We start from the raw sequence: 16,379 nt of genomic DNA on the forward strand, positions 1-16,379 counted from the left end.
AGTAATCAAGCAAATATAGCCTAAAGGGCTACCTATTCATAGCCGGAGACAGTTGAAATAAGCGTAAACTGTCTCCGGTTTTTGTATATATTATCAACTCGTCAATACACTATTAACGCACTGCAAAGCCACGACAACATCGCTGCCTCGCCTTTTCAGCAATGCAGCAACGTCCTTGCAGCATCCCTGCCGAACCCTTGCAGTAAATCGAGTAAAGAAAGTTAGAATGACAATACAAAAGAACTTATCCTCCAACTCAGCAACTTACAAACTTAAAAACTAAATAACTCATTTATCATCTCAAAAACTTACGAATTCAAAAACTTATAAACTCAAATCATTGCAATGTCCTTGCAGCGGTTGCTAAAAAATTCCGATTTAATACACATAAAGTCCGTTTTGAGCAAAAAAATAGTATGAAACATTTGCAAGTTAAAAAAATTAGGTTAACTTTGCAATCGTTATCCTGAAAACAATCTTTTTACCTTAAAGAGACTAATACCTATTGAAGATTTGGAGCGGTTGCCTGTGAAGGTTATCGCTTTTTTTATATCTGAAAGCGATTCCGCCTTTTTGCTTTCTTCGGAGTAGCTCCGATAGACATTCCCCCCATAGAAATACCACCGCCGGCAACACCCCGATACTGCGCCCATCGCATTCTAATGCGGTCGACATAGTCCACCGTTTCCAAGCCACGCATATACCCATACTTCACCACAGCATCAGAATAGTATGCCGGTGTACTAAGTTTCAACACAAATTCACGCACATCTCCCCAACTATAAGGATTGCGACCATATTTCCGTGCTAACGCCATGGCATCACGAATATGGAAAAAGCCACCATTATAAGCAGCCAATACAAATAGCGACTGTTCCATGGGATTACGCACATCATTAAAACGTTGGCGCAATTCAGCAATGTATTTACAAGCCGCTGCGATGTTGGCTTCGGGCTCAAAGATTTGAGATTGCGGCAAACCTAAGTGACTAGCAGTCCCCGGCATAATCTGCATGAGACCGCAAGCTCCGGCCCATGAACGCGCCTGAGGGTCGAAAGTAGATTCTTGATAGCACTGAGCGGCAAGCAGACGCCAATCCCATCGGCATATCGGTGCATAGCGTCTGAAATGCACATCGTAATGCGAAATGATGCCACCACTCCGATTGAGCATCGGACTATAGACGCGACGCACGACACTACGAGTAGATAGCGCGAAGTCTTCTTCACGCTTAACCTCGGTCAACAATTCCGGTCTGAACCAACGATTCAGCGTATCGGCCAACTCCCGACTATCTTCGCGTACAGCCCATTGGGTCTTTGCGGAATCTACACGAGCACCACAATAGACTATACCTCGATAGGTTTCGGGCAACTGAAAAGCGACCAAATCCCCATCACCACTTTTCAATCGAGAAACAAGTTCGGCTGTATCTTTGCACACTTCCACGCGCAACGACACACCAATATTCTCCGCAAACTTCTCACAAAGCAGATATTGGCTACCCATACCACGACCGTGATAGTCGTAGTAAGTTTCCGGCCCACTGAGCGTAAGCATTATCAGTTCGCCATTGTTCACCATATCGCTGAATGTAAGCGAAGATGATACAGTGGCTGTATCACCTCCTAGAACCGTTCCCCACGGTGTCAACTCCGGCTTTTTCGCTTCTTGACAAGACGCAAAGGTTAAGCATAGCGTCACCAAGATGAATAAGGCGTATTTCAGCTTGCTGTTTGTAAGTGTGTATACCATATTCTTAAAACGGCACAAAGTTAAGATTTAATTTGCACATATCCTTGGAAATAAGTAAATTTGCCTAATTAATTGAATTAGATTATTATATGTTACGAATTGCCGTACAATCCAAAGGTCGCCTCTTTGAAGACACTATGAATCTTCTTTCGGAGGCCGATATCAAGGTGAACTCAAGCAAGCGCACCCTCCTCGTACAATCATCCAACTTCCCATTGGAAGTACTTTATTTGCGCGACGACGATATTCCCCAAAGCGTAGCAAACGGTGTTGCCGACATAGGTGTAGTTGGTGAGAATGAATTTGTGGAACGAAACGAGAACGCCCAAATCATTTCCAGACTCGGATTCAGCAAGTGTCGCCTTTCTCTCGCTATCCCCAAGGAAATAAAATATACCGGTCCCGAATGGTTTAACGGTCGCAAGATAGCGACTTCTTACCCTCATATACTTGAGAAATTCTTGCATGAGAAGGGCATACAAGCCGACATCCACGTCATTACAGGTTCTGTGGAAATCAGTCCGGGCATCGGTTTGGCCGATGGAATCTTCGACATTGTAAGCTCAGGCAGTACGCTGGTGAGCAACAATCTACGCGAGGTAGAAGTCGTGATGAAGAGCGAAGCCCTGCTCATCGGCAATTGGAAGATGGACGAAGACAAGCATCGAATTCTCAATGAGATGCTGTTCCGTTTCGAAGCTGTGCGTTCGGCGCAAGACAAGAAATACGTCATGATGAACGCACCTAAAGACAAGGTGAAGGAGATTGTGGCTGTATTACCCGGCATCAAGAGCCCCACCATCATCCCATTGGCCGATGCCGAGTGGTGTTCTATCCACACTGTGCTCGAAGAAAAACGCTTTTGGGAGATTATCGGAAAGCTAAAGGAACTCGGAGCACAAGGCATTCTCGTAAGCCCAATCGAGAAAATGATTCTATAAGCAAGCAATGAAAATATATAAATATCCTACCTCTTCGGAATGGACGGAGATAACCGAGCGTCCGCACTTGGACGTCTCGAAGTTAAACGACATCGTTGCCGGAGTATTAAGCGACATCAAACTGCGTGGCGACCAAGCCGTCAAAGAGTATGAACTGAAGTTCGACCATGCTGCATTGGAGTCTTTGGCTGTCAGTGCGGAAGAGATGGAAGCAGCTAAAAATCTCATCAGTAAGGAATTGAAAGACGCTCTTGTCTTGGCTCATAACAACATTGCCAAGTTCCATCAAGCACAGACTTTCAAGCCTAAAAAGATTGAGACATGCCCCGGAGTCACTTGTTGGCAGAAGTCGGTAGCTATCGAAAAGGTTGGACTTTATATTCCCGGAGGTACCGCTCCCCTCTTTTCTACGGTATTAATGCTTGCCACTCCCGCTAAAATAGCGGGTTGTAAAGAGATTGTACTATGCACCCCACCTGATAAAGAGGGCAAGGTGAACCCTGCCATATTGGTGGCTGCCTCCATCGCCGGAGTCAGTAAAATATTCAAGATTGGTGGTATCCAAGCTGTCGGAGCAATGGCTTATGGAACGGAAAGCGTTCCAAAAGTCTACAAGATATTTGGTCCCGGCAATCAATATGTGATGGCTGCAAAACAACAAGTAAGCCTCCACAACGTGGCAATTGATATGCCGGCCGGTCCTTCAGAGGTTTGCGTCATTGCCGATGATAAGAGTAATACGGCCTTTGTTGCGGCCGATTTATTGTCACAAGCGGAGCATGGAGTAGATTCGCAAGTCATCCTTATATGTACAAGTGAACAGAAACTTAATGCCGTGATGCAGGAAATAGAACTTCAACTAGAGCGTCTGCCACGCAAAGAGGTAGCTGCAAAAACGCTGGAGAACTCAAAATTGGTACTTGTCCATGACACAGACGAGGCCATGAAACTAAGTAATGCTTACGCACCGGAGCACTTGATACTTTGCACGGAAAACTATACGACATTAGCAGAGAAGGTTGTCAATGCCGGCAGTGTGTTCATGGGGCAGTATGCTTGTGAAAGTGCCGGTGACTATGCAAGTGGTACTAACCACACATTACCGACTCACGGATATGCCCACGCCTACAATGGAGTGAACCTAGATAGCTACAATAGGAAGGTGACTTTCCAAGAATTGACACCAAAGGGCGTTTATTCGATAGGTAAAGCAGTGGTTAGCATGGCCGAGAACGAGCAGTTAGAAGCTCATGCCAACGCTATGCGTATTAGACTTCAGCAACTGGGTGAACAATAGATGAAGGTTTCGCGCACCCTCAAAAAGAGATATTCATGAAAGAATTAAAAGAACTCTGCAGAGAGAATATTTGGAATTTGGCACCTTACTCTAGTGCCAGAAACGAGTATTCCGGGCATCGGGCACATGTGTTTCTAGATGCCAACGAGAATCCATATAATAAACCTTTCAATCGGTATCCGGATCCGTTGCAAACGGAACTCAAAGAGAAGATAAGCCGAGTAAAAAGTGTGCCGACCCAATGTATATTCCTTGGCAACGGTAGCGACGAAGCTATAGACCTTCCCTATCGTATATTTTGCCGTCCGGAAATAGACAATGTGGTCGCCATAGCACCCACCTACGGCATGTACGAGGTGTGTGCTGACATCAACGACGTTGAATACCGCCCGGTATTGTTGGACAACAACTTCCAAATCTCGGCCGAGAAGCTGTTGGAAGCAGCCGATGAAAACACCAAAATAATTTGGATTTGCAGCCCTAACAACCCTACGGGAAACAATATTGACAGGGAAGAAATCGTCAAAGTAATTACCCTATTCGATGGAATTGTGATTGTCGATGAAGCCTATAGCGACTTTTCCGGTGTAAAGACATTGCGCTCTGAACTGGCCAACTATCCCAATCTCATCGTTCTTAACACCATGAGTAAGGCGTGGGGATGTGCAGCTATCCGGCTAGGTATGGCTTTTGCGAGCCAAGAAATCATTGACTTATTTAACAAGGTGAAGTATCCCTACAACGTTAATTTGCTGACACAGCAACAAGCTATGGAAGCTTTGAACGACGCTTTTGAGGTTGAAAAATGGGTTAAAACCCTCTTGGCAGAGAGACGAAGAATGTGTATGGCTTTTGAAGAGTTACCTATATGCAAGAAGGTATACCCTTCTGACGCCAACTTCTTCCTTGCAGAGATGGATGGGGCACAACAGATTTACGACTATCTAGTGGCCAAAGGAATCATTGTCAGAAACCGAACAAAGGTGGTATTATGTAACAACTGCCTGCGAATAACAATCGGTGCAAAGTCTGAAAACAACGAGTTGTTGGCTGCACTGCGCGTCTATGGACTCTGACACAAGCCGAGTGTAACATAATTTACAATGATGGATTTCCGAGTTTCAATTAGTTTTAGTAACTTTGTACCGAATATATAATCCCGAAAATCCAAAAATACATAATTATATTTATGAGTAAACAAGTTGAAAAGATTAAGGAGCTGATTGCCAAACGTGAGCAAGCTCGCTTGGGCGGTGGTGCTAAAGCTATCGAGAAGCAACATGCACGTGGCAAGTATACAGCACGCGAGAGAATAGATATGTTGGTGGATGAAGGAAGCTTTGAAGAGTATGATATGTTCAAACTTCATCGTTGCCACAACTTCGGCATGGAGAAAAAGCAGTATCTTGGCGACGGTGTTGTTGCCGGAAGTGCTACTATCGACGGCCGTTTAGTATATATCTATGCTCAAGATTTCACCGTTAATGGCGGTTCATTGAGCGAGACCATGGCGCAAAAGATATGCAAGGTCATGGACATGGCTATGCAAAACGGAGCGCCGGTCATCTGTATGAACGACTCTGGTGGTGCTCGTATTCAGGAAGGAATCTCTGCTTTGGCTGGTTATGGCGAAATCTTTGAGCGCAACATTTTGGCTAGTGGAGTCGTTCCACAAATCAGTGCTATCATGGGTCCGTGCGCCGGTGGAGCGGTGTATTCACCTGCGTTGACCGACTTTATCACTATGACCGAGAATACTTCTTATATGTTCTTGACTGGTCCGAAAGTGGTAAAGACTGTTACCGGTGAGGATATTGATGCCGAACATCTAGGTGGTGCGAGTGTTCATGCTACCAAGAGTGGTGTTACTCACTTCACAGCAAAGACCGAAGAGGAATGTCTTCAGATTATCAAGACACTGTTGAGCTACATTCCAAGCAACAATACAGAAGAGGCACCACGCGTGGAATGCACCGATCCAATAGACCGTAAAGACGACCTATTGAACGAAATCATCCCCGACGATCCAAACAAAGCTTACGACATGTACAAGGTAATTACCGCCGTAACAGATAACGGTGAATTCTTTGAAGTACAGCCTAAGTTTGCAAAAAATATCATCACAGGCTTCGCACGCTTTAATGGTCAGAGCGTAGGTATCGTAGCTAACCAGCCTTCAGCATACGCTGGTGTGTTGGATGTAAATGCAAGTCGCAAGGGAGCTAGATTCGTTCGCTTCTGCGATGCTTTCAATATTCCAATCGTATCATTGGTAGACGTGCCCGGATTCTTGCCCGGTACAGGTCAGGAGTACAATGCCGTTATCCTCCACGGAGCACAGTTGTTGTACGCATACGGTGAAGCTACGGTGCCAAAGATTACCATTACGCTGCGCAAGAGTTACGGTGGTAGCCACATCGTTATGGGCTGCAAACAACTCCGTGCCGACTTAAACTTCGCTTGGCCTTCATCAGAAATCGCTGTAATGGGAGCTAGTGGAGCTGTCGCAGTGCTCTGTGGTAAAGAGGCAAAGGATATCAAAGAGGCCGGCGGTGACGTCAAAGCGTTCCTCATGGAGAAAGAAGATGAGTACACAGAGAAGTTTGCTAATCCTTATCAGGCAGCACAGTTTGGTTACATCGACGATGTTATCGAACCACGTAACACTCGCTTCCGCATTTGTCGAGGACTGGCTCAATTGGCTTCAAAGCGCCAAAGCTTACCGACTAAGAAGCATGGTTGTATGCCAATGTAATTTCAATTAATAAGGAAAAGAAATGGATAAAAACGTATATGCAGCCATTGCACTTGCCTTATTTGAATACCAAGGCAACAATGTGCATGATAAAGAACCGGGCATTATAACCATTAAGCCCAAGCAAACGCTATGGAATGCCAAGTTTCTGAGTTTCACCGCTAAACCGTAAAAAGATGAAAGAATTCAAATATACAATCGATGGCAAGGAATACAAGGTTGCTATCGGCGACATAGAGAACAACATTGCCAACGTCACAGTCAATGGTGATGCCTATCAAGTAGAGATGGAACAGGAGCAAGAGCCCAAGAAAGAGAAGGTTGTTTTGGGTAAACCTGTACAGGAAGATACCGAAGATTCAGCTACTCCTGCAGCTAATGTAAATACTGCCAATGCCATCAAGGCACCGCTACCCGGCACGATTACAGCTATCAACGTGGCTGTAGGCGACGAGGTAAAAGCCGGTGACACGGTCGTAGTATTGGAAGCTATGAAGATGGCTAACAATATTGAAGCCGAGAAAGACGGTAAGGTGACAGCTATTTGCGTAAAGCAAGGGCAGGCTGTTATGGAAGAAGATGCGCTGGTAGTGATTGAATAATCGCCACCAACAGGAAATAAAAAGGGATGACATGCTCAAGCAAGTCATCCCTTTTCTGTTTATTGTTAGTTAAAAACTTATACCTTATTGTTCTCCGGGAATACAACTGTAGGCTTAAATGTCTTTGCTTCCTCGAAATCCATCAGTGCATAAGAGATGATAATGACAACATCTCCGACCTGAACCCGACGTGCTGCCGCTCCATTCAAGCAGATACAACCACTTCCACGTTCCCCTTTGATGATATAAGTCTCAAATCGTTCACCATTATTATTATTCACTATCTGGACTTTCTCGCCCGCAATCATGCCGGCAGCATCCATCAAATCCTCATCAATCGTGATACTCCCCATGTAATTAAGATTGGCTTCCGTCACCTTAACACAATGAAGTTTACTCTTTAATACTTCTATCAACATGCCTATGAACGATATTTTATATGATCTATCAAACGAATCGGAGTCTTCCCACAATTTACTGTAATACAGCCAACTACGTATGGACTATCCTCCCAAGAACCCACTTTCTGCAACGTGTTGCCATCTACGATTTCAAAGTATTCCACATCCAATCCGTTTACCCCATTGATGGTAGATACCACATAATCGTGGATTTCGGACACACTCTTACTTTCCGACAACTTCACGCTTTCTTTCAAAGCCTTATAGATTGCTGGAGCTATAGCACGCTCAGCAGCCGCCAGCAACGCATTTCTACTACTCATAGCTAGCCCATCAGCCTCTCGTATAACCGGACATTCCACGATTTCAATATCACGTCCCATATACTTAACGAGTTGTTTGACCACAGCTATCTGCTGCCAGTCCTTCTCTCCGAAATAAGCACGGTCGGGAGTGGCTATATAAAAAAGCCTGCTCACCACCTGACAAACACCATTGAAATGGCCGGGACGCTTCGCTCCTTCCATGACTGTAGACACAGGCGGAAACTCAAAGTGACGCTCATCAGGCGTTGGATACATTTCTTCTACCGATGGAGTGAACACGTAATCGGCTCCACTCTGCTCTGCTATAGCACAATCCGAGTCCAAAGTGCGTGGATAACGCTTCAAATCAGCAGGGTCATTAAACTGAGTTGGGTTCAAAAAAACAGAAACAACTGTTACGTCATTATCGGATGCTGACTTCTTCATGAGCGATGCGTGGCCTGCATGGAGTGCACCCATAGTAGGTACCAAACCGACCGTTTTACCCTGTTTACGCACTAAAAACAATTCATTCTGGAGTTCAACTACCGTATGAAAAACTTTCATTCCCTTAAAATTTAATCACCGCAAAATAACAACTTTTTTCTTAAATGGGAAAGAATATTATTAAAAATATGCCAATAAAACCTAGAATAACTTGTTTTAAAACTACCCCCCACCGATAATGTGAAGTTTTTTTTGTACCTTTGCAAGATATAAATTTGATTATATGGCCAAAAAAGTTTTATTCATCAACCAAGAGATTGCACCTTATGTAGCGGAATCAGAGATGTCTATTATGGGAAGAGATCTCCCACAAAAGGCACAAGAGAGCGGTTTTGAAATCAGGACGTTTATGCCTAAATGGGGTAACATAAACGAGAGACGCGGACAACTACACGAGGTAATACGTCTATCGGGGATGAATCTTATCATCGACGACACCGACCACCCACTGATTATCAAGGTGGCCTCTATACCCACTTCACGCATTCAAGTTTACTTCATCGACAACGACGATTACTTCATGAAGCGCCAGATGACAGAAGACGAAGATGGCACAGAGTACCCCGATAATGGCGAGAGAGCTATCTTCTTTGCTCGCGGTGTGCTCGAAACTGTCAAGAAGTTGCGTTGGTCGCCCGACATCATCCTCTGTCAAGGATGGATGGGAGCTGTCATTCCTCTCTATATCAAGACTGCCTACCACGAAGAGCCATGCTTTGCCAATACCAAAGTCATTACCTCTCTCTTCCAAAGTCAGTTAAAAACCGATCTTGGTAAAAACTTCAAGAGTTGTGTAGAGTTCCGTAGTGCTAAAGCTTCTTTACTGAAAAACTACAATGAGACTTTTGATTTCAAAGAACTCGGAAAGCTTGCTATTGATTACAGCGATGCTATCATCGAGGCAGGCCCCAATGTCAATCAAGAGCTATTAAGCTATGCCAAAGACAGGAAAATAGAGATTCTGAATTATCCGGGAGAGGATTATTCAGGTGCATATACAGAATTCTATCATAAGATTTGCCCCACTGAAGAATAAGAAGGGGCAAATCTTAAATACTAATTCACACTATTCAAAGTATGAAATTCAGTTTTTTTGCAGGTGCAATTCTTACTGTTCTGATGGTTACTGCATGCGATAGTACCACAGAGGAAATTGGAACATCACTCAATAATAATAGCGGAGACCAAATAATTGTGTCTACCGATGCTTTCGAAGTTACCACACAATCAGTCTCAGCAGATAAAGTTCTCTCGCGAAGTTCGTTTGGAGCATTAGGAAAAGTGAAGGACACGGAAACTGGTTCTTACGTTACCGGCAACTTTATGACACAATTCCATGTGCTGGAAGACTTCAAACTTCCGCCTCTAGACAACATCATCAGCAAAACGGATGGACAGATTTATGCAGACTCTTGCGACATCCGCCTGTTCTTTGACAATTACTTTGGTGACACCTTGGCAATCATGAAAGTACGTGCTATGGAGCTAAAGACACCTTATAGTGAAGGCAAAGACTACTACACCAACTTCAATCCGGAAGCCGAAGGCATGATTCGTAGCAACGGGGTGAAAGTTGATAAAGCTTATACTATCACCGACTTAGGACTTTCAAAGCGTGAACGTGCTGACAAAAAATATTTTAGGAATATCAAAATTAGCTTGAACGAGCCATATACGGCAGCCGACGGTAAGACTTATAAGAATTTTGGTACTTACGTTTTGCAGACTTATTATACACACCCAGAATACTTCAAGAACTCATACAATCTTATCAAAAATGTGCTTCCGGGATTCTATTTCAAGACTCAGAGCGGACAAAATTCAATGGTATATATCTATGCCAGTCTCATGAATATCTACTACACCGCCAAAGATACTGCGAAATATACAGCTTCGGCAAGATTCTCCGGTACGACCGAAGTATTGCAATCCAACGAAATTACCAACGAAAATATCGAGTCACTCATTGCAGATAAGTCGTGCACCTATCTAAAGAGTCCTGCAGGAATCTATACCGAGATGACTCTTCCTGTTGAGAAAATCATGCAGAACCATGAGCGTGACTCTATCAACACGGCCGAAATCGTACTACAACGTCTTAACAACACCACGACAAGCAAGTATGCTTTCGACTTCCCCAAAGAATTGTTGCTCATTCCGTCCGACAGTTTGGACTCATTCTTCAAGAACAAAAAGGTCACAGATTCAAGAACCTCATTCCTCACTACGGCCGACATAAAGAAGATAGATAATAAGACAACAAGCTATACCAATACTTACACGTTCCACAACATCGGCTCTCTCATCAAGAAGATGTACGATAACAAGAAAGCAGGAAAAGCTACTGCCAACTGGAACAAGGTACTCATCATACCGGTCAAGTCAACCACAGTAACTACCAATTCCAAGACTGTCACATCGGGTATCTATCATGATATGACGCTCAAGAGCACGAAACTCGTGGGAGGTGACACACCTATTAAGATTAATGTAATCTATAGTAAGTTCAAATAGTCCTCGACACATGGCAGACAACTTTTTGGAACGTCAGCGTCAAGACTACGAGAAAAGAAAAGCCGAGTGGCTGCGTAAAAAGCGAGGATTGCCTCGCTTGAAACCTCAGGGTAACATATCAAGAGGTGAAGACGAAGCACTTTAGCCGACTGCAAAGGCATGGCAACATCGCTGTTCGTATCAGGCAGCAATGCTGCCAAGCCCCAACAGCAAATGTGGAAAGCCACAGCAGCAATCCAACTATAGCAATATTTGTTTGCTAACATAATGCAAAGAGGCGAGGAAAGATAATTTCCTCGCCTCTTTTTCTATATCAATGAGCATGTAAAAATTAACGCTTATCAATGCTTACATATTCTCTTTGGTTCTGTACACTGCGATAAGCAGGACGAATAATGCGCCGTCCTTCGTAGTTAAGTTCCTCAATGCGATGTGCCGTCCAACCTACAATACGCGCCATAGCAAAGATAGGCGTATAGATTTCTTGTGGTAATCCTATCATCTCATAGATGAATCCGCTATAGAAATCAAGATTCGCACAAATAGGTTTTGTAGTATTACGGAATGCCGAGACACACTTAATCCCCTCTTGTTCCAGCGTACAAAGGAAGTCGTATTCTTCTGTACGCCCTTTCTCTTTGGCCAATTCACCTGCCAAGCGCTTCAATTCTACTGCGCGAGGATCACTCATGGTGTAGACTGCATGCCCAATACCATAAATCAATCCAGTATGATCGTATGCTTCCTTGTTCAACATTCGGTTCAGATAAGTATCTATCTCGTCCACATTCTTCCAGTCTTTTATCTGTTCTTTCAGATGATGGAACATATTGATTACCTTGATATTGGCACCTCCATGTAGCGAGCCTTTCAGCGAACCAATACCGGCTGCAATACTAGAATAAGTATCTGTGCGAGTGGAAGATGTAACACGTACTGTAAAAGTAGAGTTATTACCGCCACCGTGTTCAGCCTGAATGATGAGCAATAAGTCAAGCATTCGTGCATCCAACTCGGTATAATCTTTATGCTTCAGCATATAGAGGAAGTTCTCTGCAATACTCAAATTCTCATGCGGATGGCGGATATTCAAGCTCCGTCCTTGCACAGAATGACGGTAAATATTATAAGCATACGCGATAACCGTGGGGAAACGAGCTATCAATTCGATACTCTGACGCATCAGATTATCACGACTAATATCATCTGGATTAGGGTCGAAGGTATACATTTCTAGTACACATCGCGCCAGAATATTCATGATATTAGAGCCTTCTAAATCAATGATATGCACGATGGTACGATGGTCTAGCGGCATATTATCGTTGAGCAATTCCTTGAATGCGCCCAGTTCCTCCTTATCAGGTAGCTTACCCGACAAGAGCAGAAAGGCCACTTCTTCAAATCCGAAACGCTTCTCTTTAAGCAAAGGCGATACCAAATCGTCAAGTTCATAGCCACGATAGAAGAGCTTTCCCTCCGTAGGTTGCAGCTTACCATCCTCATCTCGCTCATAACCTACAACGTTTCCGATATTCGTCAAGCCCACTAGTACACCGCTACCATCTTCATTACGCAGACCGCGTTTGACTCCAAACTTGGCAAAAGCATCCTTGTCTATCTTGCTTGAATTCTTTACTTCGTCACTAAGTTTATATATTAGATATTCTTTCTTCATTGTCTTTACGTTTTAAAGTGAGTTTATCAGCATATCACCGAATTCACATGTGCCAAGCGGTTTGCCCTCCAGCATAAACTTAGCTAGGTCTGACGTAGCATAACCTTGGGAGAACAAGCATTCCAATCCTTGGTTGATGAGCTCGCCAGCTTCCCTCCATCCCAAATAATCAAGCATCATCACAGCCGACAATATCAGTGAACATGGATTCACGATATTCTTTCCAACGATGTCGGGAGCAATGCCATGAGTGGCTTCAAAGATGGCATGTCCGGTGTGATAGTTGATATTTGCCCCCGGAGCTATGCCGATACCCCCTACTTGAGCAGCCAACATGTCGCTCACATAGTCGCCATTCAAGTTCATCGTAGCTATCACACTATAGTCTTCAGGCTTCAATAATGCGTTCTGAAGGAAAGCATCACAGATACAATCTTTCACCACCAATGCACCGCTTTTAAGGACATCTCCATACTCACGTTCAGCTAGTTCGTAGCCCCATTTCTTAAATCCACCCTCGGTAAACTTCATGATATTGCCTTTGTGTACAAGTGTAACAGAGGGTAATTTATGCGCCAAAGCGTATTCAATAGCACTTCTGATAAGGCGCTCTGAGCCTTCACGAGACACCGGTTTCACCCCAAATCCTGACGTTTCCGGAAATCTTACCTTCTCTACCCCCATCTCATCATGCAGAAATCTATAGAATTTCCGAGCCTCATCGCTGCCACTCTCCCACTCGATACCGGCATAAATATCTTCCGTATTCTCCCGGAATATACACATATCTACCTTCTCCGGCTGCTTGACAGGAGATACAATTCCTTGATAATAGCGCACCGGTCGTTGGCAAACATATAAATCAAGTGTTTGTCGCAAAGCAACATTGAGCGACCTAATCCCCCCACCTATGGGCGTCATCAGTGGTCCTTTGATGCCGATAAGGTAGTCTTGGAAAGCATCTATCGTCGCTTTTGGCAACCATTCGCCGGTCTGCTCAAAAGCTTTTCCACCCGCCAAAACCTCCAGCCATTCAATAGAAAGCTCGCCGTGATAGGCTTTCTTCACGGCAGCATCAACAACCTTTTGGCACACGGGCATGACTTCGCGTCCTACACCGTCACCCTCTATAAACGGAACAGTGACCACATCGGGTACATTCAACGTCTGTCCTGTCTTACTTACTCTTGCCATATTCGTCGTGAGATTTATGAGTTTTCATTCAATTTTGCATAGTTCAACGCACTCCCAGCCTTAAACCAAGCCACTTGAACCGCATTATATGTATGTTCGGCAAGGAATTCCTCCTGCGTCCCATCGGGATGTTTGACGACTACACGCAGCGATTTACTGGGCGCAAAGTCGGTAAGTCCCATCACAGAAATGCGGTCGTCTTCGCCTATTTTATCATAGTCGGCCTTATCAACAAAGGTCAATGCCAACATACCTTGCTTCTTTAAATTGGTCTCATGAATACGAGCGAAACTCTTAGCAAGCACCACTTTCACATTCAAGAAGCGAGGTTCCATGGCTGCATGTTCCCTACTAGAGCCCTCACCGTAATTATCCTCAGCTACAATAATGCTTCCTTGACCAACTTCCTTATACGCTTTCGCAGCCGAAGAGACCTCCATATACGCGCCGTTCTCTTGGCACTTGACTCGATTACTCTCCCCATTAAAGGCGTTCACAGCCCCCATTAACAGGTTATCAGAGATATTTTGCAGGTGTCCACGGAACTTCAACCACGGCCCAGCCATGGATATATGGTCGGTCGTACACTTCCCTTGGGTCTTGATAAGCAGTGGCATATCTGTGAAGTCTTGGCCATCCCAAGCAGCAAACGGAGCCAGTTTTTGCAGGCGATTAGATTGTGCATCAATGATAACTTCGATGTCATTGTACTCATCCGAAGGCGCTATAAAACCTTTATCTTGCCCTTCAAAGCCTCTCGGAGGGAAGACATAACCCGTTGGTTCATCCAACTTTACGGCATGACCATCCTCATCCAACAACATATCTACAGCCGGATTAAAATCTAATCTGCCTGCTATCGCCAAGGCAATAGTCAACTCCGGACTGCCAATAAAAGCGTATGTATTGGGATTTCCGTCTGCTCTACGGCGGAAATTACGATTAAATGAGGTCACAATAGAGTTCTTGCGTTCGTTGTCATCGGTATGTCTTTTCCACTGACCAATACATGGTCCGCACGCATTGGTCATAATAACAGCTCCTATTTTGGTAAATTCTGCGAGTACACCATCGCGTTCTGCGGTGTATCTTATTTGCTCCGAACCGGGATTAATAATCAACTGTGCCTTCACCCGGATATGCTTTTCAGCAGCCTGTCGAGCCACACTTGCAGCCCTACATAAATCCTCATAGCTAGAATTAGTGCAACTTCCAATGAGTCCAACCTCCACAGTCAGCGGATAATCATTGGACGATGCCTTCGCAGTCATTTGAGAAATTGGCGTAGCAGCATCCGGTGTAAATGGGCCATTCAGATGAGGTTCTATCTTCGAAAGGTCGAGTTCTATCAGTTGATCATAGAATTTTTCGGGCGAAGCATACACCTCTGCGTCTGCCCGAAGCTCACCGGCACACTGTTGAGCAAGCGATGCTACCGCCTCACGACCGGTATTCCGTAAGTAATCATTGGCTTGCGTATCAAATGGAAAGATAGAACATGTAGCACCAAGTTCAGCTCCCATATTGCAAATCGTGGCTTTACCGGTAGTACTGATAGAGTCCAATCCCTCACCAAAGTATTCCAAAATGGAGTTTGTACCACCTTTCACCGTTAATATTCCCAGTATCGTTAAGATGACATCTTTAGGAGATGCCCATCCGGAAAGCTTGCCCGTAAGCCTCACACCAATCAATTTCGGCATCTTGAGTTCCCACGGTTGTGCCGTAAGAACGTCTACAGCATCTGCTCCACCGACTCCAACAGCCACCATTCCCAATCCTCCAGCGTTAGGAGTATGCGAATCTGTGCCTATCATCATGCCGCCGGGGAATGCATAATTCTCCAAAACGACTTGATGGATAATACCTGCTCCGGGGCCCCAGAAACCAATACCAAACTTTTGAGAAGCCGATTTCAAGAAATCATATACCTCCTTATTGGTCTTCATTGCCTGCGGTAGGTCGGCTTGTACACCCACATCCGCACGAATCAAATGGTCACAATGAATACTAGCAGGAACTGCTACACGACTCTTTCCGGCATTCATAAACTGCAATACAGCCATTTGAGCGGTCGCATCTTGCATCGCTACCCTATCAGGACGAAAGTTCACATAGTCTACTCCACGCTTATAAGGCTTCAAATCTGCTATATCATATAGATGAGCAAACAATACTTTCTCTGCATAAGTAAGCGGACGGCGAATCTTCTCCTTGGCTTTTTGAACCCTCCCTACATAGGAAGAGTAGAACGATTGTAGCATATCAATGTCTAGTATCATATCTTCTCGCTATTTAATAATTCATTTTTGCAAATATACAAAAATAAAATTATCTATAACTACAAACGCTTTTATTTCACCAAATTGAAACAATTATTTGATGAAAACGAAAAATATGTCGTATTAATATGCAATTATCGACATCTT

Annotated in this window: 15 protein-coding genes; 9 read left to right on the plus strand and 6 right to left on the minus strand. The window is 44.3% G+C overall.

Going from position 1 to position 16,379, the window contains the following annotated elements; all coding sequences use genetic code 11:
- Positions 1-547: 547 nt before the first annotated feature.
- Entirely contained in the window at positions 548-1,756 is a 1,209-nt protein-coding gene (locus tag HMPREF0671_RS00500) for a transglycosylase SLT domain-containing protein (protein WP_052052707.1), read from the minus strand.
- Between the two features lie 89 nt (positions 1,757-1,845).
- On the opposite strand from HMPREF0671_RS00500, the gene hisG reads away from it, so the two are divergent.
- The 6 genes from hisG to HMPREF0671_RS00525 all read left to right on the plus strand — a co-directional run bounded on the left by hisG (position 1,846) and on the right by HMPREF0671_RS00525 (position 7,351).
- Positions 1,846-2,697, plus strand: coding sequence for an ATP phosphoribosyltransferase (gene hisG, locus HMPREF0671_RS00505; protein WP_036895928.1), 852 nt, complete (start codon positions 1,846-1,848; stop codon positions 2,695-2,697).
- Between the two features lie 7 nt (positions 2,698-2,704).
- Positions 2,705-3,994 carry a histidinol dehydrogenase gene (hisD, locus tag HMPREF0671_RS00510; RefSeq protein ID WP_036895930.1) on the plus strand — a complete coding sequence of 430 codons (1,290 nt, stop codon included), beginning with the start codon at positions 2,705-2,707 and terminating at the stop codon, positions 3,992-3,994.
- A gap of 35 nt (positions 3,995-4,029) precedes the next feature.
- Entirely contained in the window at positions 4,030-5,070 is a 1,041-nt protein-coding gene (hisC, locus tag HMPREF0671_RS00515) for a histidinol-phosphate transaminase (protein ID WP_036895933.1), read from the plus strand.
- Between the two features lie 113 nt (positions 5,071-5,183).
- The gene (locus tag HMPREF0671_RS00520) at positions 5,184-6,749 is read left to right on the plus strand and encodes an acyl-CoA carboxylase subunit beta (RefSeq protein WP_036895935.1); all 1,566 of its coding nucleotides are present in this window, start codon (positions 5,184-5,186) and stop codon (positions 6,747-6,749) included.
- Positions 6,750-6,771: 22 nt separating this feature from the next.
- Positions 6,772-6,921, plus strand: coding sequence for a hypothetical protein (locus tag HMPREF0671_RS12345; protein WP_197421711.1), 150 nt, complete (start codon positions 6,772-6,774; stop codon positions 6,919-6,921).
- 4 nt (positions 6,922-6,925) lie between these two features.
- Positions 6,926-7,351, plus strand: coding sequence for a biotin/lipoyl-containing protein (locus tag HMPREF0671_RS00525; RefSeq protein ID WP_036895936.1), 426 nt, complete (start codon positions 6,926-6,928; stop codon positions 7,349-7,351).
- Between the two features lie 77 nt (positions 7,352-7,428).
- Here HMPREF0671_RS00525 and panD read toward each other — a convergent pair whose 3' ends face one another.
- Both panD and panC read right to left on the minus strand, forming a co-directional pair.
- Positions 7,429-7,770, minus strand: coding sequence for an aspartate 1-decarboxylase (gene panD, locus HMPREF0671_RS00530; protein WP_036895938.1), 342 nt, complete (start codon positions 7,768-7,770; stop codon positions 7,429-7,431).
- 2 nt (positions 7,771-7,772) lie between these two features.
- Positions 7,773-8,624, minus strand: coding sequence for a pantoate--beta-alanine ligase (gene panC / locus HMPREF0671_RS00535; RefSeq protein ID WP_036895940.1), 852 nt, complete (start codon positions 8,622-8,624; stop codon positions 7,773-7,775).
- 163 nt (positions 8,625-8,787) lie between these two features.
- Here panC and HMPREF0671_RS00540 point away from each other — a divergent pair, with 163 nt between their 5' ends.
- Genes HMPREF0671_RS00540 through HMPREF0671_RS00550 form a run of 3 tightly spaced genes read left to right on the plus strand, consistent with a single transcriptional unit; the run spans position 8,788 to position 11,223 of the window.
- Positions 8,788-9,600, plus strand: coding sequence for a glycogen/starch synthase (locus tag HMPREF0671_RS00540; protein ID WP_036895942.1), 813 nt, complete (start codon positions 8,788-8,790; stop codon positions 9,598-9,600).
- 41 nt (positions 9,601-9,641) lie between these two features.
- Entirely contained in the window at positions 9,642-11,078 is a 1,437-nt protein-coding gene (locus HMPREF0671_RS00545; RefSeq protein ID WP_036895945.1) for a DUF4270 domain-containing protein, read from the plus strand.
- 10 nt (positions 11,079-11,088) lie between these two features.
- A complete protein-coding gene (locus HMPREF0671_RS00550; RefSeq protein WP_036895947.1) occupies positions 11,089-11,223 on the plus strand; it encodes a hypothetical protein in 135 nt (44 codons plus the stop codon).
- 186 nt (positions 11,224-11,409) lie between these two features.
- Here the strand turns inward: HMPREF0671_RS00550 and HMPREF0671_RS00555 are convergent, their stop codons facing one another.
- Genes HMPREF0671_RS00555 through HMPREF0671_RS00565 form a run of 3 tightly spaced genes read right to left on the minus strand, consistent with a single transcriptional unit; the run spans position 11,410 to position 16,232 of the window.
- Positions 11,410-12,756 (minus strand): citrate/2-methylcitrate synthase, encoded by a 1,347-nt coding sequence (locus tag HMPREF0671_RS00555; RefSeq protein WP_036895949.1) that lies wholly within the window; start codon positions 12,754-12,756, stop codon positions 11,410-11,412.
- Between the two features lie 12 nt (positions 12,757-12,768).
- On the minus strand, positions 12,769-13,950 hold the full coding sequence (gene icd / locus HMPREF0671_RS00560) for an NADP-dependent isocitrate dehydrogenase (protein WP_036895950.1): 1,182 nt from the start codon (positions 13,948-13,950) through the stop codon (positions 12,769-12,771).
- Positions 13,951-13,964: 14 nt separating this feature from the next.
- A complete protein-coding gene (locus HMPREF0671_RS00565) occupies positions 13,965-16,232 on the minus strand; it encodes an aconitate hydratase (RefSeq protein ID WP_036895952.1) in 2,268 nt (755 codons plus the stop codon).
- Between the last annotated feature and the right edge of the window lie 147 nt (positions 16,233-16,379).

It is taken from the genome of Prevotella sp. S7 MS 2, assembly GCF_000762865.1.
Taxonomy (GTDB): Bacteria; Bacteroidota; Bacteroidia; order Bacteroidales; family Bacteroidaceae; genus Prevotella.

Bases quoted from the DNA above. Each gene is read 5' to 3' on its own strand.
- HMPREF0671_RS00500 (WP_052052707.1), bottom strand. From the start codon at position 1,756: ATGGTATACACACTTACAAACAGCAAGCTGAAATACGCCTTATTCATC.
- hisG (WP_036895928.1), top strand. From the start codon at position 1,846: ATGTTACGAATTGCCGTACAATCCAAAGGTCGCCTCTTTGAAGACACT.
- hisD (WP_036895930.1), top strand. From the start codon at position 2,705: ATGAAAATATATAAATATCCTACCTCTTCGGAATGGACGGAGATAACC.
- hisC (WP_036895933.1), top strand. From the start codon at position 4,030: ATGAAAGAATTAAAAGAACTCTGCAGAGAGAATATTTGGAATTTGGCA.
- HMPREF0671_RS00520 (WP_036895935.1), top strand. From the start codon at position 5,184: ATGAGTAAACAAGTTGAAAAGATTAAGGAGCTGATTGCCAAACGTGAG.
- HMPREF0671_RS12345 (WP_197421711.1), top strand. From the start codon at position 6,772: ATGGATAAAAACGTATATGCAGCCATTGCACTTGCCTTATTTGAATAC.
- HMPREF0671_RS00525 (WP_036895936.1), top strand. From the start codon at position 6,926: ATGAAAGAATTCAAATATACAATCGATGGCAAGGAATACAAGGTTGCT.
- panD (WP_036895938.1), bottom strand. From the start codon at position 7,770: ATGTTGATAGAAGTATTAAAGAGTAAACTTCATTGTGTTAAGGTGACG.
- panC (WP_036895940.1), bottom strand. From the start codon at position 8,624: ATGAAAGTTTTTCATACGGTAGTTGAACTCCAGAATGAATTGTTTTTA.
- HMPREF0671_RS00540 (WP_036895942.1), top strand. From the start codon at position 8,788: ATGGCCAAAAAAGTTTTATTCATCAACCAAGAGATTGCACCTTATGTA.
- HMPREF0671_RS00545 (WP_036895945.1), top strand. From the start codon at position 9,642: ATGAAATTCAGTTTTTTTGCAGGTGCAATTCTTACTGTTCTGATGGTT.
- HMPREF0671_RS00550 (WP_036895947.1), top strand. From the start codon at position 11,089: ATGGCAGACAACTTTTTGGAACGTCAGCGTCAAGACTACGAGAAAAGA.
- HMPREF0671_RS00555 (WP_036895949.1), bottom strand. From the start codon at position 12,756: ATGAAGAAAGAATATCTAATATATAAACTTAGTGACGAAGTAAAGAAT.
- icd (WP_036895950.1), bottom strand. From the start codon at position 13,950: ATGGCAAGAGTAAGTAAGACAGGACAGACGTTGAATGTACCCGATGTG.
- HMPREF0671_RS00565 (WP_036895952.1), bottom strand. From the start codon at position 16,232: ATGATACTAGACATTGATATGCTACAATCGTTCTACTCTTCCTATGTA.